At 73.7% G+C, this 19343-nt stretch carries 17 protein-coding genes; 12 read left to right on the top strand and 5 right to left on the bottom strand.

Features of this window, described 5'->3' with window-relative positions:
* From ABQ292_RS14600 to folP, 5 genes are all read left to right on the top strand, one after another.
* Positions 1–471, top strand: a 471-nt coding sequence (locus ABQ292_RS14600; RefSeq protein WP_369207574.1) for a sarcosine oxidase subunit gamma, incomplete at its 5' end; no start/stop codon positions are given.
* Positions 472–523: 52 nt separating this feature from the next.
* A complete protein-coding gene (locus ABQ292_RS14595) occupies positions 524–2998 on the top strand; it encodes a GcvT family protein (protein ID WP_369207572.1) in 2475 nt (824 codons plus the stop codon).
* 98 nt (positions 2999–3096) lie between these two features.
* The gene (locus ABQ292_RS14590) at positions 3097–3717 is read left to right on the top strand and encodes a cyclodeaminase/cyclohydrolase family protein (RefSeq protein WP_369207570.1); all 621 of its coding nucleotides are present in this window, start codon (positions 3097–3099) and stop codon (positions 3715–3717) included.
* Positions 3714–4553, top strand: a complete 840-nt coding sequence (locus ABQ292_RS14585) for a bifunctional 5,10-methylenetetrahydrofolate dehydrogenase/5,10-methenyltetrahydrofolate cyclohydrolase (protein WP_369207568.1) — start codon at positions 3714–3716, stop codon at positions 4551–4553. The genes ABQ292_RS14590 and ABQ292_RS14585 overlap by 4 nt, the downstream gene beginning before the upstream one ends.
* 91 nt (positions 4554–4644) lie before the next feature.
* Entirely contained in the window at positions 4645–5526 is an 882-nt protein-coding gene (gene folP, locus ABQ292_RS14580; RefSeq protein ID WP_369207566.1) for a dihydropteroate synthase, read from the top strand.
* Between the two features lie 109 nt (positions 5527–5635).
* Here the strand turns inward: folP and ABQ292_RS14575 are convergent, their stop codons facing one another.
* The gene (locus ABQ292_RS14575; protein WP_369207564.1) at positions 5636–6304 is read right to left on the bottom strand and encodes a GntR family transcriptional regulator; all 669 of its coding nucleotides are present in this window, start codon (positions 6302–6304) and stop codon (positions 5636–5638) included.
* Between the two features lie 144 nt (positions 6305–6448).
* Here ABQ292_RS14575 and ABQ292_RS14570 point away from each other — a divergent pair, with 144 nt between their 5' ends.
* The 3 genes from ABQ292_RS14570 to ABQ292_RS14560 are packed head-to-tail and all read left to right on the top strand — an operon-like array spanning position 6449 to position 10077.
* Positions 6449–7822: an L-serine ammonia-lyase gene (locus tag ABQ292_RS14570; protein WP_369207562.1), complete on the top strand. Its 1374-nt coding sequence runs from the start codon at positions 6449–6451 to the stop codon at positions 7820–7822.
* A 10-nt stretch (positions 7823–7832) separates the two neighbouring features.
* Positions 7833–8681, top strand: a complete 849-nt coding sequence (purU, locus tag ABQ292_RS14565) for a formyltetrahydrofolate deformylase (protein WP_369207560.1) — start codon at positions 7833–7835, stop codon at positions 8679–8681.
* 19 nt (positions 8682–8700) lie between these two features.
* Complete coding sequence (locus tag ABQ292_RS14560) at positions 8701–10077, top strand: bifunctional folylpolyglutamate synthase/dihydrofolate synthase (protein ID WP_369207558.1); 1377 nt, start codon at positions 8701–8703, stop codon at positions 10075–10077.
* A 153-nt stretch (positions 10078–10230) separates the two neighbouring features.
* On the opposite strand, the gene ABQ292_RS14555 is transcribed toward ABQ292_RS14560, so the two are convergent.
* Entirely contained in the window at positions 10231–10695 is a 465-nt protein-coding gene (locus ABQ292_RS14555) for a MarR family winged helix-turn-helix transcriptional regulator (RefSeq protein WP_369207556.1), read from the bottom strand.
* Between the two features lie 77 nt (positions 10696–10772).
* Between ABQ292_RS14555 and ABQ292_RS14550 the strand changes: the two genes are divergently transcribed.
* Both ABQ292_RS14550 and ABQ292_RS14545 read left to right on the top strand, forming a co-directional pair.
* The gene (locus ABQ292_RS14550; protein ID WP_438940592.1) at positions 10773–11432 is read left to right on the top strand and encodes an NADPH-dependent F420 reductase; all 660 of its coding nucleotides are present in this window, start codon (positions 10773–10775) and stop codon (positions 11430–11432) included.
* Between the two features lie 30 nt (positions 11433–11462).
* Complete coding sequence (locus tag ABQ292_RS14545) at positions 11463–11984, top strand: VOC family protein (RefSeq protein ID WP_369207552.1); 522 nt, start codon at positions 11463–11465, stop codon at positions 11982–11984.
* A gap of 1568 nt (positions 11985–13552) precedes the next feature.
* Here ABQ292_RS14545 and ABQ292_RS14540 read toward each other — a convergent pair.
* The 3 genes from ABQ292_RS14540 to ABQ292_RS14530 all read right to left on the bottom strand — a co-directional run bounded on the left by ABQ292_RS14540 (position 13553) and on the right by ABQ292_RS14530 (position 16268).
* A complete protein-coding gene (locus tag ABQ292_RS14540) occupies positions 13553–14203 on the bottom strand; it encodes a response regulator (protein WP_369207550.1) in 651 nt (216 codons plus the stop codon).
* A gap of 1 nt (position 14204) precedes the next feature.
* Complete coding sequence (locus ABQ292_RS14535; RefSeq protein WP_369207548.1) at positions 14205–14831, bottom strand: hypothetical protein; 627 nt, start codon at positions 14829–14831, stop codon at positions 14205–14207.
* Between the two features lie 273 nt (positions 14832–15104).
* Positions 15105–16268 (bottom strand): sensor histidine kinase, encoded by a 1164-nt coding sequence (locus ABQ292_RS14530; protein ID WP_369207546.1) that lies wholly within the window; start codon positions 16266–16268, stop codon positions 15105–15107.
* 388 nt (positions 16269–16656) lie between these two features.
* On the opposite strand from ABQ292_RS14530, the gene ABQ292_RS14525 reads away from it, so the two are divergent.
* Positions 16657–17526: a thioesterase family protein gene (locus ABQ292_RS14525; protein ID WP_369207544.1), complete on the top strand. Its 870-nt coding sequence runs from the start codon at positions 16657–16659 to the stop codon at positions 17524–17526.
* Between the two features lie 624 nt (positions 17527–18150).
* A complete protein-coding gene (locus ABQ292_RS14520) occupies positions 18151–19341 on the top strand; it encodes a sensor histidine kinase (protein WP_369207542.1) in 1191 nt (396 codons plus the stop codon).
* Positions 19342–19343 lie beyond the last annotated feature (2 nt).

The raw sequence follows: 19343 nt of genomic DNA, 5'->3' as shown, positions 1-19343 counted from the left end.
CTCGGCACCGTCGGCGCCGAGGCGTCAGCGGCGCTGGGCGTCGACCTGCCGACGGCGCCCGACACCTGGGTGCCGACCGGCACGGGTCGGGCCGTCTGGCTCGGCCCCGAGGAGTGGCTGCTCACCAGCAGCACCGAGGCACCCGAGGATCTGGAGGTCCGGGTCCGCGCCGCCGTCCGCCCGCTGGGCGGGTCCGCGGCGGACGTCTCCGCCCAGCGGACCGTCCTGCGGCTGACGGGGGCGCGGGTGCGCGAGGTGCTGGCCAAGGGCTGCAGCATCGACCTGCACCCGCGGGTCTTCGGCCGGGGCCGCAGCGCGCAGACCACGCTCGGCCAGGCGGGCGTCGTGCTGCTCGCCCTCTCCGACGCGGGCGAGGACTTCGCGCTCTTCGTCCGGTCCTCCTTCGCCGGCCACCTGGCCGACTGGCTGCTGGACGCGGTCCTCGAGTTCACCCCCACCTCCACCAGCTGACCGGCCCTCGTCGGCAGTCCCCGGATCCACCGGCACGTCAGGAGCGAAAGCAATGTCCACCACCCCTCGTGTGGTCATCATCGGAGCGGGGATCGTCGGCGCCAACCTGGCCGACGAGCTGACCGCCCGTGGCTGGGACCGGGTCACCGTGGTCGACCAGGGACCCCTCCCGCTGACCGGCGGTTCCACCTCGCACGCCCCGGGGCTGGTCTTCCAGACCAACGCCTCCAAGACGATGACGGCCTTCGCCAGTTACACCGTCGAGAAGTTCCTCGCCCTCGACGTCGACGGCGCGTGGTGCTTCAACCAGGTGGGCGGCCTCGAGGTCGCCACCACCCCGGAGCGGCTCGCCGACCTGCACCGCAAGCAGGGCTGGGCCACCTCCTGGGGCGTGGAGTCCCAGGTGGTCGACGCCGAGGAGTGCGTGCGGCTGCACCCGCTGGTCGACCGCGAGCGCATCCTCGGCGGCCTGCACATCCCCACCGACGGCCTGGCCAAGGCATCCCGGGCGGTCGTCGCCCTGGCCCGCCGCGCCGAGGCCAGGGGAGCCCGCTTCCAGGGCTCCACCCGGGTCACCGGCATCGAGCAGGCCGGTGGCCGGGTCACCGGCGTCCGGACCCCGGACGGGGTCATCCCCGCCGACGTGGTCGTCTCCTGCGCCGGCTTCTGGGGGCCGGCGGTCGGCGCCATGGTCGGCATGGACGTCCCCCTGCTGCCGCTGGCCCACCAGTTCGTCTGGACCGGCCAGGTGCCGGACCTGGTCGGCCGCAACGACGAGCTCAGCGAGGCGAGCCTGCCGATCCTGCGCCACCAGGACCAGGACCTCTACTACCGGGAGAAGGGCGACCGCCTCGGCATCGGCTCCTACGCCCACCGCCCGATGCCGGTGGAGCTCGGCGACCTGCGCGAGCTGCCCCAGGGCGACGACGTCCGGGAGTCGTCGATGCCCTCGATGCTGCCCTTCACCGAGGAGGACTTCGCCGAGCAGTGGGCGCGGAGCCAGGAGCTGCTGCCCTCGCTGCGCTCCTCGAAGATCGACAACGGCTTCAACGGCGTCTTCTCCTTCACCCCGGACGGCGGCCCGCTGGTCGGGGAGTCCCCGGACGTCGCCGGCTTCTGGATCGCCGAGGCGGTGTGGGTGACCCACTCCGCCGGGGTCGCGCGGTCGGTGGCCCAGCTGCTGGTCGAGGGCCGCAGCGAGATCGACCTGCACGGCTGCGACGTGCACCGCTTCGAGGACGTCCAGCTCGCCCCGGCGTACGTCAGCGAGACCTCCCAGCAGAACTTCGTGGAGATCTACGACGTGCTCCACCCCCTGCAGCCGAAGCTGTCCCCGCGCAACCTGCGGGTGAGCCCGTTCCACGCGCGCCAGGAGCAGCTCGGCGCCGTCTTCCTCGAGGGCGGTGGCTGGGAGCGGCCGCACTGGTACGAGGCCAATGCCCCGCTGGTCGAGGACCTGCCGGCGGAGTGGACCCCGCCGTCGCGGGACTCCTGGAGCGCACAGTTCCACTCGCCCATCGCGGCGGCCGAGGCGTGGAAGACCCGCACCGCCGTCGCGCTGTACGACATGACGCCCCTCAAGCGGCTGGAGGTCAGCGGACCGGGCGCCCTTCCCCTCCTGCAGCGGCTGACGACCGGCGAGATGGACAAGTCGGTCGGGGCGGTGACCTACACCCTGGTCCTCGACGGGGCCGGCGGCATCCGCAGTGACCTCACCGTCGCCCGGCTGGGCGAGCAGCTGTTCCAGATCGGCGCCAACGGCAACCTCGACCTCGACCACCTGCGCCGGCAGGCGCCCGCCGACGGCAGCGTGCAGATCCGGGACATCACCGGCGGGACGTGCTGCATCGGCCTGTGGGGCCCGCGGGCCCGGGACGTCGTCCAGTCGCTCACCTCCGACGACTTCTCCAACGACGGGCTGAAGTACTTCCGCGCCAAGCGGGCCCGGATCGCCGGGGTGCCGGTGACGGCGATGCGGCTGTCCTACGTCGGCGAGCTGGGCTGGGAGCTCTACACCACCGCCGACAACGGCCAGAGGCTGTGGGACGTGCTGTGGGCCGCCGGTCAGGGGCACGGCATCGTCGCCGCGGGCCGCGCGGCCTTCAACAGCCTGCGCCTGGAGAAGGGCTACCGCGCCTGGGGCCACGACATGACCACCGAGCACAACCCCTACGAAGCCGGCCTGGGGTTCGCCGTCCGCGAGCAGAAGGAGGGCTTCGTCGGGCGGGAGGCCATCGCCGGGATCAGCGACGACACCGTGCGCCGGCGGCTGTCCTGCCTCACGATCGACGACGGCCGCAGCGTCGTCCTCGGCCATGAGCCCGTCTTCGTCGACGGCCGCCCGGCCGGCTACGTCACCAGCGCCGCCTTCGGGCACACCGTCGGCCGGCCCATCGCCTACGCCTGGCTGCCCGCCTCGACGACCGTCGGCACGAGGGTCGAGATCGAGTACTTCGGCACCCGGATCGCGGCCACCGTCGCCGCCGAGCCGCTCGTCGACCCGGCCATGACCCGGCTCCGCGGCTGACACCGCTCCCGCCCCTCTCGCCGGACCGGCAGGCGGCCCCGACCACTCCCAGGGCCGCCCGCCGGCCCACGGCCTCGCACACCCCCGGAGGACCGCCCATGCGCACCGACACCATCGAGACGTTCCTGGCCCAGCTCGCCGCCAGGGTGCCCGCCCCGGGAGGCGGGGCCACCGCCGCGCTGCACGCGGCCCAGGCCGCCGCCCTGGTGGCGATGGTCGCCCGCTACAGCGACTCGGCGAAGTACGCCGAGCACGCCGAGGAGATCGCCACCGTCACGGCAACCGCCGACCGGCTGCGCGAGAACGCGCTGGGTCTGGCCGAGGAGGACGCCGCGGCCTTCACGGCGGTCACCGAGGCGTACGGACTCCCCAAGAGGACGGCGGACGAGGCCGCAGCCCGGTCGGGGGCCATCGCCGAGGCCCTGGTCGCGGCGGCCCACGTGCCGGCGGTCGTCGTCCGCGTCACCGAGCAGGTGCTGAGCCTGGCCGAGCAGATCCTGCCGATCGGCAACCGCAACGTGATCAGCGACGTCGCCGCCGCCGCCGAGGCGGCCCGGGCCGCGGCCACGACGGCCCGGGTCAACGTGGAGATCAACCTCGGCGGCATCAAGGACCCGGGGACCCGGGGAGAGCTCGCAGCGGTCGCCGACACCGTCGACGACCTCGTCCTGCGCGCGGAGAAGGTCACCGCCGCCGTCCGGGACGGGTTGGTCCGATGACAGCGACGTTGAGCGGGACCGAGCTGGCCGCCGGCATCCGCACCGGGGTCGCCGCCGCGGCCGCGGACCTCACGGCCGCCGGGACACCGCCCCGTCTGGCCGTGGTCGTCGCGACGGCGGACGAGTCCAGTGCCTGGTACGTCCGCTCCATCGCCCGGGCCGCGGAGAAGACCGGCATCGCCTGCTCGGTCGTCGACCTCGGGGAGACGGCGACGCCAGAGCGGATCCGCGCAGAGCTGGCCGCGCTCAGCGCAGATCCTGCGGTGCACGGCATCATCCTGCAGACCCCGCTGCCGGCCGACGCCGTCTTCGAGGACCTCGCCGCGTCGATCGACCCGGCCAAGGACGTCGACGGCGCCAACCCGCTCGGCCTGGGACGGCTGGCCGCGGGCCTGCCCGCCTTCGCGCCGGCGACCGCCGAGGCCGTGCTCGCGCTGCTGGACCACCACGGGATCCCCCTGTCCGGCGCGCACGCCGTCGTGGTGGGCCGCTCCACCGTCGTCGGCAAACCGGCTGCGCACCTGCTGCTGCAGCGGGACGCCACCGTGACCGTCTGCCACAGCCGCACCGAGGACCTGGCCGCGGTCACCCGGACCGCGGACGTGCTCGTCGCCGCCGTCGGGCGGCCAGAGCTCATCGCGGCCGAGCACGTCGCCGAGGGCACGGTCGTCATCGACGTCGGGACCAACCCGACGGCCGCCGGCGGGCTGGTCGGGGACGTCGACGCCGGCTCGGTCACCGGACGGGTCGCCGGGCTGACCCCGGTGCCCGGCGGGGTCGGCCCGGTCACCACCGCACTGCTCCTGCGGCACACGGTCACGTCCGCGCGCGGCTGAGGGAGGACCTCGCCACGCCTCGTGCGAAGAGCTCGTCCAGAGAGCTCGTCCGAGGGTCACCCGTGCCGGATCCGACAGATGGGAGCACCTCATGACCCGCCTGGCCGGGGCGGACCTCGCACACCGCCCGCCCGCGGGCACCGGCACCTCGACGCACGCCCTCAGCCGGGCGCTCGCGGCGAGACGGCCCGTGGTCTGCGGCATCCTCAACGTCACCCCCGACTCCTTCTCCGACGGCGGGCGCTTCCACGGCCTCGAGGCAGCCGTGGAGCACGGGTGCACCCTGGCAGCCGATGGCGCCGACCTCATCGACATCGGCGGGGAGTCGACACGACCCGGTTCGCGGCCGCCGACCCTCGCCGAGGAACCCGACCGCGTCGTGCCGGTGGTCGAGGCCCTGGTCGGGCAGGTCCCCGTGCCGTTGTCCGTGGACACCTCGCGTCCCGAGGTCATGAGGGCCGCGGTGGCCGCCGGCGCCAGCATGGTCAACGACGTGCGGGCGCTGCAGTGGCCGGGCGCTCTGCAGGCCGCGGCGCAGCTCGGCGTACCGGTGTGCCTCATGCACATGCAGGGCTCCCCGGAGACCATGCAGACGGACCCGCACTACCGGGACGTCGTCGCCGAGGTGCGCACGTTCCTCGCCGAGCGCATCGTTGCCTGTCTCGACGCCGGCATCCGGCCGGAGCACCTGGTGGTCGACCCGGGGTTCGGGTTCGGCAAGACGCTGACCCACACCGTCGCGCTGCTGGCGTCGCTCGACGCGTTCACCGGCCCGGGCGTCCCGGTCATGGTGGGGCTGTCCCGGAAGTCGGTGCTCGGGCAGCTGACCGGACGGACCGTGGGGGACCGGCTGCCCGGCTCGCTGGCCGCGGCGCTCGTCGCGGTCCAGCGAGGCGCGTCCGTGCTCCGCGTGCACGACGTCGCGGCCACGCGGGACGTCGTGGCGGTCCTGGACGCCGTCGGCACGAGGTGACCACCCCGTGTCCCTCCCGGGCGTCCCCCGGGCGTGCGAGGGGACTCCAGGGGGCGGCCTCGTCCCAGGGCCCGCCCTGAGCGTGTGCAGGGTGGGGGGACGAGGTTCTTCAGATCACCGCGCGGATCGCCCGTTCGAAGCCCAGGACGTGCTCACGGGCGAGGTCGTCGGCCCGGTCCGCGTCACCGGCGGCGATCGCGCGGAGCAGCCCCACGTGCTCCCCGACGTGCTCGTCCACCGTGGGCAGCCGGTCGAGGAACAGACAGAAGATCCGCGTCGCCAGGTTGTCGTAGCGGATCAGGACGTCCTCCAGGTGAGGATTGCCGGCCGCCCGGTAGACGGCACGGTGCACCGCGAGGTCCCAGCGCATGAGCTCCGTCCGGTCGAGCTGGGCGATGTCGAGCTGCTGGATGTGCGAGGCCAGCTCGTCGAGCTCGGCGTGTGCCGTGCGGACGGCTCGCTCGGCGGCCCGGCGGGCGGCCAGCGGCTCGAGCTGGGCGCGGATCTCGGAGGTGTGCGCCAGATCGGAGATGTCCATGCCGGTCGCGAAGGTCCCCCGCCGCGGATAGGACACCACGAGCCGGTCGCCCTCCAGCCGCTTCAGTGCCTCGCGCACCGGTGTCCGACCCACGCCGAGGTCCTTGGCCAGCTCGTCGTCGTCGATCGGATCACTCGGCCGGATGTCGAGCATGATCAGCCGGTCCCTGATCGCCCTGTAGGCCTTGTCCGCCAGGGACTCGGCAGCCGACGGGTCGAGATCCGGCGGTGCGACCGTCACGAACGGATCGGAGAGGTCCACGGCCGAGAGGCCTTGCCTCCTGAGAGGAATCGACATACTGTCATCCTACATCTGATATACCAGCTGTGTACCTAGCTTCGCGGTCGGTGCACTCGTCACACAGCGGTGGAGTGGGAGACACGGGTGTCCATCAGCGCCTTCGACCTGTTCAAGGTGGGCATCGGTCCGTCCAGCTCGCACACCGTTGGTCCCATGCGAGCTGCCTGCGCCTTCGTCTCGCGCCTGCGTGAGGAGGGGCTGCTCGGGCAGGTGGCCGGCGTGCGGTGCGAGCTGTTCGGCTCGCTCGGCGCCACCGGGCACGGGCACGGCAGCGTCAAGGCCGTCGTCCTGGGTCTGGAGGGGGAGCAACCGGACCTCGTCGACCCGCTCGCGGCCGAGCCGCGGGTCGAGACCATCCGCCGCGAGGGCGAGCTCCGGCTGGCCGGCGAGCACCCGATCGCGTTCTCGGTGGACGACGACGTCGTGCTGCACCGGCGCAAGCGGCTGGACTTCCACAGCAACGGGATGCTCTTCCTCGCCGTCGACCCCGCGGGGGAGGAGCTCCGCCGCCGCGAGTACTACTCGGTGGGCGGTGGCTTCGTCCTGGACGAGGACGAGGCCGGCAACCCGGTCATCACCGAGGACCGCACGCCCGTCCGGTACCCGTTCCACAGCGGCGAGGAGCTGCTGGCCCGCACCCGGGACACCGGGCTGCGGATCAGCGACGTGATGCTGGCCAACGAGCTCTCCTGGCGGACCGAGGCCGAGGTCCGCGCCGGTCTGCTGCACGTCTGGTCGGTGATGCAGGAGTGCGTACAGCGCGGCAGCCGGACCACCGGCGTCCTGCCCGGTGGGCTCAAGGTCCGTCGGCGGGCGGCCGCCTTGCACGCCCAGCTGGAGGGCCAGCGCGACGAGACCGACCCGCTCCGCGCGATGGACTGGGTGACCCTCTACGCCCTGGCGGTCAACGAGGAGAACGCGGCCGGCGGGCGGGTGGTCACCGCGCCGACCAACGGTGCCGCCGGCATCGTGCCGGCCGTCCTGCACTACTACCGCGACTTCATCGACTCCTACTCCGACGACGGCGTCGTCCGGTTCCTGCTCACCGCGGCCGCGATCGGGCTGCTGTTCAAGGAGAACGCCTCGATCTCCGGTGCCGAGGTGGGCTGCCAGGGCGAGGTCGGGTCGGCCTGCTCGATGGCCGCCGCCGGTCTCGCCGAGGTCCTGGGCGGCAGCCCGGAGCAGGTGGAGAACGCTGCCGAGATCGGCATCGAGCACAACCTCGGCCTCACCTGTGACCCGGTCGGCGGGCTGGTGCAGATCCCCTGCATCGAGCGCAACGCCGTCGGGTCGGTCAAGGCCATCACCGCGGCTCGCATGGCCGTGCGCGGCGACGGCCGGCACCACGTCCCGCTGGACAAGGCCATCAAGACCATGCGCGAGACGGGTGCGGACATGAAGGACAAGTACAAGGAGACCGCTCGTGGCGGGCTGGCGCTCAACATCGTCGAGTGCTGAGGAGGCACCCGTGTCCCACCCGTACACCCTCACGCTCAGCTGCCCGGAGCGCCCGGGCATCGTGCACGCGGTCAGCTCGTTCCTGTTCGAGCACGGCTGCGACATCGTCGAGCACCAGCAGTTCGACGACGCCGTCCGCGGGCAGCTGTTCCTGCGGACCGAGTTCGTCTGCTCGCAGGACACCGACGCCACCCGCCTGTCGGCGGAGTTCGGTGCGGTGGCCGACGAGTTCGGCATGACCTACCAGCTGACCGGCGACCAGCCGCCGCGGGTGGTCGTCATGGTGTCCAAGCTCGGCCACTGCCTGAACGACCTGGTCTTCCGCTGGCGCGCCGGCAGCCTCGGCGCCGAGCTCGTCGCCGTGGTCTCCAACCACGAGGACCTGCGCCCGATGGCTGAGGCCGCCGGCTTGCCGTTCGTCCACGTGCCCGTGACGCCGACCACCAAGCGGCAGGCCGAGGAGCGGTTGCTCGAGCTGGTCGACGAGCACCGGGCCGACCTGGTCGTGCTGGCGCGGTACATGCAGGTGCTCTCCGACGAGGCCTGCGCAGCTCTGCGCGGCCGGGCGATCAACATCCACCACTCCTTCCTGCCGGGCTTCAAGGGCGCCAAGCCCTACCACCAGGCCTTCGACCGCGGTGTGAAGCTGGTCGGTGCGACGGCGCACTACGTGACGCCCGACCTGGACGAGGGCCCGATCATCGAGCAGGAGGTCATCCGCATCGACCACACCTTCGATCCTCGCGCGCTGGCCACCGTCGGTCAGGACGCCGAGGCGCTGGCGCTGTCGCGGGCCGTGCGCTGGCACTGCGAGCGGCGGGTGCTCCTCAACGGTCACAGCACCGTCGTCTTCCGGTGAACCGGCTACCGGGGGTCTGATGTCGAGCAGGACGGCGGGCCTGCTGTCCCCTGACGGTGCGCCCTCGTCGCGGGCCGCGCTCCACCGGGTCCACCGCCACCTGTACGAGGAGCTCGGGCCGCAGCGGGGTCCGGCCGGCGCGGGGCTCGCCCGCGCGAGGGCCCTGTTCGGGGCGCTGGGGGAGCCCCAGGACCGCTTCCGCGCCGTGCACGTGGCCGGCACCGCGGGGAAGGGGTCGGTGAGCACCTTCGTGGCGAGCCTGCTCCGGGCGCACGGATTCCGCGTCGGTACCCATCTGTCACCGCACGTCTACAGCCTCCTCGAGCGGTTCCAGATCGACGGAGAGCCGGCGCCGGCCGAGCTCGTCGACGCAGCGCTGGCCCGGATCCGGCCGGCCGTGGAGGCGGTGGACCAGGCCGGGCACGGTCGGCCGTCCTTCTTCGAGACCACCAATGCCATCGCCTTCGACCTGTTCGCCGATCAGGTCGACTACGGGGTCGTCGAGACGGGGCTCGGAGGGCTGTTCGACTCCACCAACACGATCTCCCGGGCCGACAAGCTCGGGGTGATCACCCCGATCGGCCTGGACCACCAGGACGTGCTCGGCGCCACGCTCCGCGAGATCGCGGCGCAGAAGGCCGGCATCCTGCCCGTCGGCGGTCGTGCGGTCGCGGCTCGCCAACGCAGTGCCGAGGTGGAGGACGTGCTGAGCACAGAGGCCGCCCGCCGGGGCTGCGATCTCCGGTGGGTGGATCTGGGCCCCCCGGCGGTGCGGGCCTGGACGAGGCCGGGCGGCACGGAACCGCAGCTACGGGGCCAACCGTCCCTGTCCCTGGGACTGACCGGGCAGCACCAGGCCGGCAACGCCCACCTCGCGCTGCGTGCCGTCGAGGCGATCGCCGCGCGGGACGGATGGTCCCTCGATCCTGACGCCATCTGGCTGGGCGCGCGGAGCGCCACGCTGCCCGGTCGCTTCGAACGCCGTGTGATCGGCCGCCGGACCGTGGTCCTCGACGGAGCACACAACCCGATGAAGCTCGCGGCGTTGGTGGCAACCCTGCGGGAGGTCCATCCCGGTGCCCGGTTCCCGTGGGTCCTCGCCGTCAAGCAGGACAAGGACCTCGAGGCCGTCGTGCGGGTCATCGTCCCCACGGCATGCCTGGTGGTCGCCACGCAGTTCGTCACCGGCGACGGCGACCACCTCGCCGGCACGTCCGTCCCCGCCGAGCAGATCGCGATCGCGGCACGGCAGTGCGGGGTCGAGGCCGTGGTGGAGGAGGACCCACAGTGCGCGGTGGCCCGTGCCGCGGGGGGAGCCGAGGCCGGGCTGCCGGTCGTGGTCAGCGGCTCGTTCCACCTGCTCGCCGCCGTGCGTCCGGGAACGACGGCACGGTGAGGTCCGACCTACCGAGGGCGTGGGACCACCGTGGTGATCGCCACCAGGCACCTCGGCGACCCGGGCGGGGCCGCCCTCGGCCTCGTTCCCGGCGATGAGTCGTGGAGTCGGCGGTGCGGGCGACTCCGGCGGCGGGTGCCGCCGTGACGGTCGTCAGCGACCGGCGGCGAGACCGGGTTCCCGCACGGCGCGGAGCCGGTCGAGGAGGGCGTCGAGCGTGCCGCGGTCCTCGTCGCTGAAGCCAGCGAACACCGAGCGCAGGTTGGCCGCGTGGACCTGTGCCGCCTCCTGCAGCTTCGCCCGTCCGGTGTCGGTCAGGCTGGCGTAGGAGACCCGCCGGTCGGTGGGACACGGCACCCGCTCGACGTAGCCGGCGGCCTCCATGCGGTCGACCAACCGGGTCACACCCCCCGTCGTGAGGCTGACCTCCTCGGCGAGGCTGCCCATCGTAAGTCGGCCCGCCTCGGATCGCCCCAACCGCACCAGCACCTCGAACCACGCATGCGGGAGGTCGCAGCGGGCCTCCAGGTCGGCACCGAGCCGCCGCTCGAGGCGGCTCCGGGCCTCCAGTAGTCGGCCGAAGGTCGTGATGAGGGCGTCGTCGCGGCTGGAGATCAAGAGCACATGATGAATCTAGCGTGTCAGTAGTTGACAGTTCAAGTAATACGCCATAGGGTCTTCTTCACACTCAACATCTGAGCCGTCAACCACTTCAGGAGGGTGACATGCGCATCGCGATCATCGGAGCGGGCAACGTCGGCGGCGGTATGGCGGGTGCGGCCGTGGCAGCGGGCCACGACGTCGTGCTCAGCGCGGCGCACCCGGACAGGGCGAGGGCCACGGCGGAGGCGACCGGCGCCCGCGCGGCCGAGGGCAACACCGTCGCCGTCGAGGGGGCGCAGGTCGTCGTCCTCGCCGTCCCCGGCGTCGACGCGCCTGCCGTGGCTGCAGAGCTGGCCCCGACCCTGGGCGGCGCCGTCGTCGTGGACGCCACGAACCCGCTGAACGAGGCCTACAGCGACCTGGCCATCACCGGGACCTCCGGCGCGGAGGCCGTGCAGCAGGCGGCCGGCGCCGTGCCCGTCGTCAAGGCCTTCAACACCGTCTTCGCCAGCCGCTACGCCGCTCCCACCGAGAACGGGACGCCCCTGCAGGTGCTCCTGGCCGGGAACGACTCCGACGCCAAGGCCCGCGTCGCCGAGCTGGCCACCTCACTGGGCTTCGCCCCGATCGACGTCGGCGGCCTGCGGCTGGCTCGCTCGCTGGAGGAGATCGCCTTCCTCAACATCACCCTGAACGCGACCAAGGGCTGGTCCTGGCAGAGCGCCTTCCAGCTGGTCGGCCCCACCGCCTGAACCCACGCACGCACCTCTCGAGGAGACGTCATGACCATCGCCGCCGTCCGGCTCAACCACGCCGTCCTGTTCGTCAGCGACCTCGAGCGGGCGCTGTGCTTCTGGACCGGCGCCTTCGGCATGGAGGTGGCGGCACGTGAGCCCCGGGCCGACGCTGCCTTCCTCCGCTTGCCTCGCTCGGGCAACCACCACGACCTGGGGCTGTTCGGCATCGGCGCCGGTGCCGCGCCGCGGGCCCGCGGCACGGTGGGGCTGTACCACCTGGCCTGGCAGGTGGACACCATCGACGAACTGGAGGACGCCCGGCAGACGCTCGTGCAGATGGGCGCCTTCACCGGCGAGTCCAGCCACGGCGCGACGAAGAGCGTCTACGGCATCGACCCGGACGGCAACGAGTTCGAGGTCATGTGGATGCTGCCGCGTGAGGCGTGGGGCGAGTACCAGAACGCCGCCCCGGTGGACCGGCTGGACGTGGCAGCCGAGGTGCAGCGGTGGTCCGGCGTCGGTACGGCCGGCCGCGTGCTGCCCGGGTCGGTGGAGGCCGAGGTGTGACCACCACGTGGACCGCACCGGTCCGATCGCCGAGGGCGGCGGGTACGCCTGCTTCGCCGGCCACGAGTCGCTGGACCTGCGGATGCGCATGGCCCTCCGGCCGCGGCGGACTCATCCGGCCGTGACACCGGTGGACGGGGGATCCGCCGCCCGTCCCCGGTTCCCGGCCACCGCATCGAGCGCCTGTCCGGTTCCGTCCTCGGGAGCACCGACGGCCCTGACCATGGACCTGAGCAGCAGGCCGGCCGCGGTGGTTGCGGCAGCAGCGATCGCGGAACGGAGCAGACGGTGTGTGCGGTTCACGGCAGCCTCCCGGAGTGACGGGTGCCCGATCTCTACTCCGGTGGGTCGATCGGCTCAACGCCCCGCTCGTCGGTGGTCACGTCGCCCGCCCGTCCGGCGTGATCAGTGCCGTTTCCTGGGTGCACCGGGTCAGCGCGACGTAGAGCGCGGTTCAGCCGCGTGGCGCGGCGGTGATGCCGTCGGGTCGACACGACCACGGTGGCGTCGAACCCCGGGCCCGTGGCCGCGCCGGCGCTCGATGTGGGCCGGGAAGCGGCTGGACGGCCCGAGGACCAGCGCGCCGCGCGTGGCTCCCACGATGGCTCGTCACAGCCGTGCGCCGCTCTCACGCGCGGTCGCGCGTTCGGCCGGGCCGTCCCCTCAGGCAGGTGCGATGGGACCTGTTGGCGTATCCGGAGGGGAGTCGAGCCCGTCGACCGGTGCTCATCACGGGGACGGCGTAGGGGTCGTCCTCGCGGGCCACGTGGACGTGCACGACGCCCTCCAACGGGTCGTACCTGCTCATGGCTGACTCCTCAGCTCGTGCGATGTGGTGGGTCTTCCGGGGTGACGGTCCCAGGCGTGTCACCCGCGCCGGGTGGCCGGCTCGCGACGATGGGCCGGACAGCGGGTCGCGGGCTCAGGCGGCCCGTAGCACCTCGCGTTCAGGAACTCCTCGTGCCGCGGCATACGCGTACGGATGCGTGAAGGCGTACCGGGCCTGCTCGGCATCGACGTCCAACGAGAGGCAGGCGCCGGAGGTCCAGTTCCACACGACGACGGTTGCCGTGGGAGGTGTCTCGATCCCACAGCAGCGCGACCTCGACTGCCCCGTGCTCCCGGCGTGCCAGCTCGACGAGCCGGACCTGGTCCGACCTGCTGCGCGACATGATCACTCACCCCGATCGAGGGTCTGGCGTGGCCTCTGCTGTTCGTCGGGCACGGCCGCTGGAGACCGGTCCGGCCACGGTGACGCGACCGCCCCACCGGTCCCACGCACATCGGGTGAGCCGACGGGCCGTTCCTGGCCTGCGTCGAGTCTCGACGCAGGCCAGGAGCACGGGTATCCGTCATCCGGCAGATCCGTGGGGTTCGGAGGGGTCCGCTTCTGCCCTTGGAGCGAGTGCTCCCCGGTCACCCGGAGGTCGGCCGCGACCGCCAGGTGCACCCGACGAAGAGGTGAGCATGCCCGGGCCGGCCGGGCCGCAGGGCCCAGTCCTTCGGCCTCGACCCCCGGTCCTCGGGCCATGCCGACGCCACCGAGGACCGGCAGGGTGGCGTCGGCGTCAGGCCAGGCCCGACTGGTAGGCGAAGACGACCAGCTGGGCGCGGTCCCGGGCGCCGAGCTTGACCATGGCGTGGCTGACGTGCGTGCGGGCGGTGGCGGGGCTGATCACCAACCGGTCGGCGATCTCGTGGTTCGTGAGTCCTTCGGCGACGAGGGCGACGACCTCCGTCTCGCGTTCGGTGAGCTGGTCGATCCGGGGGTGGGGGGTCAGTGGGCGCGGCGAGTGGCTGACGAACTCGCGGATCAGCGTGCGGGTGACGGAGGGCGCGAGAAGCGCGCCGCCGTCGGCGACCGTGCGGATGGCCTCGAGCAGCTGCGCCGGTGCGGTGTCCTTGAGCAGGAACCCACTGGCCCCGCCCCGCAGCGCGTCGAAGACGTACTGGTCGTGCTCGAAGGTGGTCAGCACGATCACCCGGACGTCCGACAGGTCGGGTCGAGCGGCGATGCGGCGGGTGGCCTCCAGCCCGGTGATGCCGGGCATCCGGATGTCCATCAGCACGACGTCGGGGTGGGTGCGAGCGGCTTCGGTGACGGCGGCCAGCCCGTCGGCGGCCTCGCCGACGACGGCGAACCCGTCCTCGTTGTCCAGCAGCGCGCGCAGCCCGAGGCGGACCAGGTCCTGGTCGTCGACGATCAGGACGCCGATCACCTCACGCCTCCTCGATCACCCGGACGGTGCTCTCCCGGGGCCGACCGCTGTCCCACCGACCACGGCGGATGCGTCCCCAGGGCTTGAACACCGACAGGACCATCGCCACCAGCAGCGCGGTGGTCGACACCGTCGGCGGGAACACGAGGTCGGAGAAGACCGGCAAGGACCCGCCCCCGTCCAGTGTGCCGCGGGCGTCGGCCGCCAGCCGGGTGACCTCCGGTCCCAGCAGCAGGACGACGAGCGTCACGAGGAGGACGTTGAGCACCAGCTTGACGGCCACCCACCAGTAGCGCAGGAGCCCGTACTTGGTGCCGGTCCCGAGCAGGACCCCGCTGGCCAGGGTCAGGAGGCCCAGGACGAGCAGCGGCCACGTGGCGAACGTCGCGATGCTGACCAGGGCGGCGGCGGGAACGGTCGGGTCCTCGGCGGTCGTCGCGGCCAGCACCAGGAGGCCGAGGACGACGGCGAAGCCGAGCCAGGATCCGGCGGCGCAGACGTGGACCAGCAGGAGGGCCTTCCGGGGCCGGGCTCCCAGCCGCCATGGTGGTGGGGCGGGTCTCGGAGTCGCCGCGCGGTCGTGCGTCGGAAGCCGGCGCACGCGTTCGGCACCTGCAGTGGTGGTCATCGATCCCTCCTCGGACCGAGATGGGCTGTACAGGTGCGCCGGGGGAGACCCCGGCGACCGGACGTCGTGAACCGCGCCGCGGGAACGGCCAGCCGGGTGGACGGCGGGACCGCCTGAGCCTGCGGTCCCCGCCGACCCGTGCGGAGACGGTGGCGTCCATGGCCACGATCGTGGGGTCCCACCGAGGCTCCGCCATCGGGCGCCGGACGCATCTGTCCCTACGCCCGGCGACGTACCGCGCGCCGCGTCGCGCAGGGCTCGCCAGCCGGGCCCTCAGCGCCCGCCTCCGGGAGCGGGCAGCGTCGCCCGGACGACGAACACGCGGGGATCGCCCTCCGGGCCGACGCTGAACGTGCCGCCGACCTGCTGCACCCGGCGGCGCATCCCAGCGATGCCGAACCCCTCGCCCGAGGCGTGCGGCAGCAGGTCGTCGTTGCGCGTCTCCAGACGCACGGAGTCGGCGCCGTAGTGCACCCGTACCGCGGCCCGCGCGCCGGCTCCGTGCTTGACCACGTTGGTCAGCGACTCCTGCAGCACGCGGTACGCGACCACGTCCACCGAGGCAGGCAGCCGTCGGGCGACGCCGGTGACGGTGAGGTCCACCGGCACCCCGGCGGCCTCCACCCGATCGCGGAGCTCGGCGAGCCGGTCGAGCCCCGGGGCCGGACGCACCGTCTCCTGCCGACCACGGGGCGTCAGCGCGCCCAACGTGGCCCGCAGTTCTCCGAGCGCCTCAGCGCTGGCCCGGCTGATCGCCGCCAGGGCCTCGTGCGCCTGCTCCGGCCGCTTCTCGCTCAGGTGCAGGGCGATGTCGGCCTGCATCTGGATGGCCGCGAGACCGTGGCCGACGATGTCGTGGACCTCGGAGGCGATGGTGAGTCGCTCGGCGTCGACCAGTCGGCGTTCGCGCTCCGCGAGCTGCTGAGCGCGGGCCTCGAGGACCAGTCGCCTGGCCACGCCCGCGGTGTAGGGCACGGCCACCCAGGAGGCGGCCGGCACCAGCGCCGCCAGGGCCGGGAGGCCGGAGGGGTGGGAGAACACGTGGCCGACCAGTGCGACCAGCGCCGCGCCGGCCCAGCCCGTGGCCTGGCCCAGGGGCAGACGACGAGCCACGGAGTAGACGCCCACGGCGAGCATGACCAGCACCGGGCCGAAGGGGTACCCCAGTGCCAGGTACGTGCCGGTGCACACCACCGAGCCGGCGAGGGAGGCGGCGGGTCGCCGGCGGCGCCAGCCGGTGGCGACGCCGGCTCCCACGACGAGGGCCAGGGCCAGCAGATCCACGTCGCGGTCGGTCCCGGACACCCGGTCGATGGCGGGTGCGGTGGCCAGACCCACCGTCACGAGCGCCACCGCCAGCCCCGCGTCGCCGACCCACGCCGGCCTGCGGACCCGGTGCACCCACGGAGGTGCATCGGCCGTACCGGCGGCGCTCACGGTGCGGTCCCTCCTCGCGACCGGCCCTCGCCTGCGCCGGGGAGGGCGGAGGCGGGGCGGCCCGGAGATCGTGGCGGGCCCAGTGTGGACTCCTGGCGCTGCCCGCGGGCGGATGACCGGCGCCCACCCCCGCGCCACCCGACCGAGGACGCGTCGACAGTCTGTCGGGGCACCGGGCGGAGGTCGACCGTCGCGCGGCGCACCCGCCGCTACGCGCCACGGCGTAGCCCGGGTCCGCCGACCACTCCGGCGCGGCGAGGGCACCCCCCTCCTGGTGAGGGGGGGCGGACGGCCTCTGCCGGTGGAGGGATCCGGCCCCGCGTCCGACCGCAGATCTCTGCCTCCTGGCCCGTGCCGCCGCGCGAGTCCTCCGCGCAGGCTCGTCGTCATGACGAGTCACGTGGACACGCGACCGCTCCCGCCGTTCGCCCCCGGTCCGGCGACCTCGGAGTTCGACGTCGACACCGCGGTCAGCACGACCGGTCCCGGCCGGTTCGCGGCGCGGATCACCGACCGGTGGAACGCCCTCGGCGGCGGACCCGACGGCGGCTACCTCCTCACCCCGGTCCTGCGTGCGATGGCCGTCGAGGTGCCCGGCGGCACCCCCCTGGTCGTCTCCGCCTCCTACCTCGCAGCGGCGAGACCAGGGGAGGCCGCAGTGTGCAGGACGACCCTGCGGGTGGGGCGACGCTTCACGACGGCGGAGGCCTCGCTGTCCCAGGGCGACCGGCAGGTGGTGCACGCCGTCGCCACGTTCGCCGGGCCGGAGGCGCGCGTGGCACCCGGAGCCGGCGGCGGGGCGGCGCCGGACGTGTCCCCGCCCGAGGACTGTGCCGAGCCACTGGCCGGCGTCCGGCTGCCCGGGGTGAGCATCACCGATCGGATCCACCACCGGTTCCCGGAGGTGCCGGGCTGGTGGAGGGGGCGACCGACGGGGAACGCGTCGATGGACGTGTGGATGAGGTTCCGGGACGGGCGGGACGCCGACCCGGTGGCACTCGCCCTCCTGGTCGACGCCGCCCCTCCGGCGGTGCTCGAGCTGGGCGCGCCCGCCTCGACGACCCTCCGGATGACCGTCCACCTGCGGGCGCGGCCGACGCCGGGGTGGCTGCTCGCCCGTGTCGCCACCCGCCACGTCATCGATGGCCACCACGAGGAGGACGTGGAGATCCGGGACCGGGCCGGCCGCCTGGTCGCCCAGTCACGCCAGCTCGCCGTGCTGCCGGCCGGGCGCCCGCTGAAGATCACCGGCCGCTGATCGCGATGGCCACTGTGCCTGTGCGGCCGGCCCGACCGTGGGTGGTCGCCGCCGCCTACGCCGTGCCGCTGTGCGTGCTGCCGTCCTCGATCTGGCGGGTGCAGCTCGTGGTGTCCGGCCAGCTGCCGATCGGGGACGGGGGCTGGTACCCGCTGCTGCTGAGCGCACTGTCGGTGCTCGCCGCGCTGCTGACCCTCGGCCTGGTCCACCGATGGGGCGAGGTCGTGCCCCGCTGGGTGCCGGGGATCGGAGGACGGCCGATCCCGGTGCGGGCCGCCGTCCTCCCCGCTGCGGTCGGTGCGGCACTCGTCACCGGGATCTCCGTGTACGCGGTGGTGAACCTGCTGTTCGGTCTCGTCGAGCGTGGTCCGGTCCTGGTCGACACCGGTGCGCAGCGGAGCCTGCAGCCGCCCGACGACCACCTGGCCTGGCTGTACGCGCCGCTCCTGGCGTGGGGTCCGCTGCTGGCGCTGGTGGCCGTTGCCCACCACCGCCGACGGACGCGACGGCGACCGACCGCTGCCGCCGGCCGTGACGAGGTCAGCACGGCGGGCACGCCGTCCCCCACGGCCGGGCGTGGCCGGGACCCGACGACACCGGTCGGCGCGGTCCTAGTCTGCGACCGTGTCGGGGCCGCCGGGCCGGGTGATCGCCGTGGCGCTGACAGCCGTCCTGGCGGCGCTGGCCACGTCCGCCTGGACCGGGCTGATCCCCGCGGTGCCGCTGGCGGTGGCACTCGGGGGCGCGAGCGCCGTCCTGTCCGGCTGGCCGCGTTCGCGTTCGTGGCTGGCCGGGGTGGCGCTGCTCGCGTCCGCCGTGTCCCTCGCCACCACGTCCGCGCGCTTCCTGACCTCGTACCGGTTCCCACCGACAGCGGCACTCCTCGGGCTGGTCGAGGTGGCCGCCCTCGCGCTGGTGCTGGTCCTGGCCGTCCGCTGGCTCCCGCTGCGGCCACTGGTCCCCGCCGGCGTGCTGGTGGCGGCGGCCGTCGGGACCTGGATCCTGCGGATCGTCCCGGAGTCCACTCCGCTCGGCCTCCTCGGCGCCCTCTCCTCGTGGTCCCCCGTGCCGGTCGTCGCCGCGCTCGCCGGCGGGTACGGACGGCGGGCCGACCGGCGACGGCGTCTGGCGGTGCAGGAGGCCCGGCGCGCGCAGCGGCTGGACCTGGCCCGGGACCTGCACGACTTCGTGGCCCACGACGTGACGGGCATCGTCGTCCAGGCACAGGCCGCGCAACTGGTGGGGGCCGAGGACCCGCAGGCGGCGCTCGACGCACTGCGGCGCATCGAGGAGGCGGGTCAGCAGGCCCTGGCGTCGATGGACGAGGCGCTGCAGGTGCTCCGCACGGAACCGGACGGCGCCGTCCCCGATGACGACGGAGCGGTCGGGCGGGGCGGCCTGGCGGAGTTGCCGCAGCTCCTCGCGCGGTTCGCGGACAGCGGCGGACCGGCGGTGGACGCGCAGGTGGACCGCCGACTGGTCGAGGGGCTTCCGGCACGGGTCAGCGCCGTCGCCTACCGGATCGTCGTGGAGGGTCTGACGAACGTCCGGCGGCATGCCACGCACGCCCGCGAGGTCTCGGTGCGGATCGACGACGGTGGTGCGGGGGACGCGCTGACCGTGTCGATCGTCAACGACCTGCCGCAGGGGGGCGAGGTGCTGGCAGCCCGGGACCCCGGCGTCGGTGGCGCCGGTCTGGCCGAGCTGGCCCAGCTGGTGCGGGACCAGGGCGGCGAGCTCACCGCCGGACCCGAACGGGGGAACTGGCGGCTGACGGCGCGGCTACCGCTACCCGGCCCCCGTCCGTCAGCATGACG

The organism is Geodermatophilus maliterrae, from assembly GCF_041018925.1.
In the GTDB taxonomy this organism is placed as follows: Bacteria; Actinomycetota; Actinomycetes; order Mycobacteriales; family Geodermatophilaceae; genus Geodermatophilus; species Geodermatophilus maliterrae.
Note: the sequence above shows the minus strand (reverse complement) of the source record. Positions and strands in the feature narration are given on the sequence as shown.

Bases quoted from the DNA above. Each gene is read 5' to 3' on its own strand.
- ABQ292_RS14535 (WP_369207548.1), bottom strand. From the start codon at position 14,831: ATGACCACCACTGCAGGTGCCGAACGCGTGCGCCGGCTTCCGACGCAC.
- ABQ292_RS14595 (WP_369207572.1), top strand. From the start codon at position 524: ATGTCCACCACCCCTCGTGTGGTCATCATCGGAGCGGGGATCGTCGGC.
- ABQ292_RS14585 (WP_369207568.1), top strand. From the start codon at position 3,714: ATGACAGCGACGTTGAGCGGGACCGAGCTGGCCGCCGGCATCCGCACC.
- folP (WP_369207566.1), top strand. From the start codon at position 4,645: ATGACCCGCCTGGCCGGGGCGGACCTCGCACACCGCCCGCCCGCGGGC.
- ABQ292_RS14545 (WP_369207552.1), top strand. From the start codon at position 11,463: ATGACCATCGCCGCCGTCCGGCTCAACCACGCCGTCCTGTTCGTCAGC.
- ABQ292_RS14525 (WP_369207544.1), top strand. From the start codon at position 16,657: ATGACGAGTCACGTGGACACGCGACCGCTCCCGCCGTTCGCCCCCGGT.
- ABQ292_RS14560 (WP_369207558.1), top strand. From the start codon at position 8,701: ATGTCGAGCAGGACGGCGGGCCTGCTGTCCCCTGACGGTGCGCCCTCG.
- ABQ292_RS14590 (WP_369207570.1), top strand. From the start codon at position 3,097: ATGCGCACCGACACCATCGAGACGTTCCTGGCCCAGCTCGCCGCCAGG.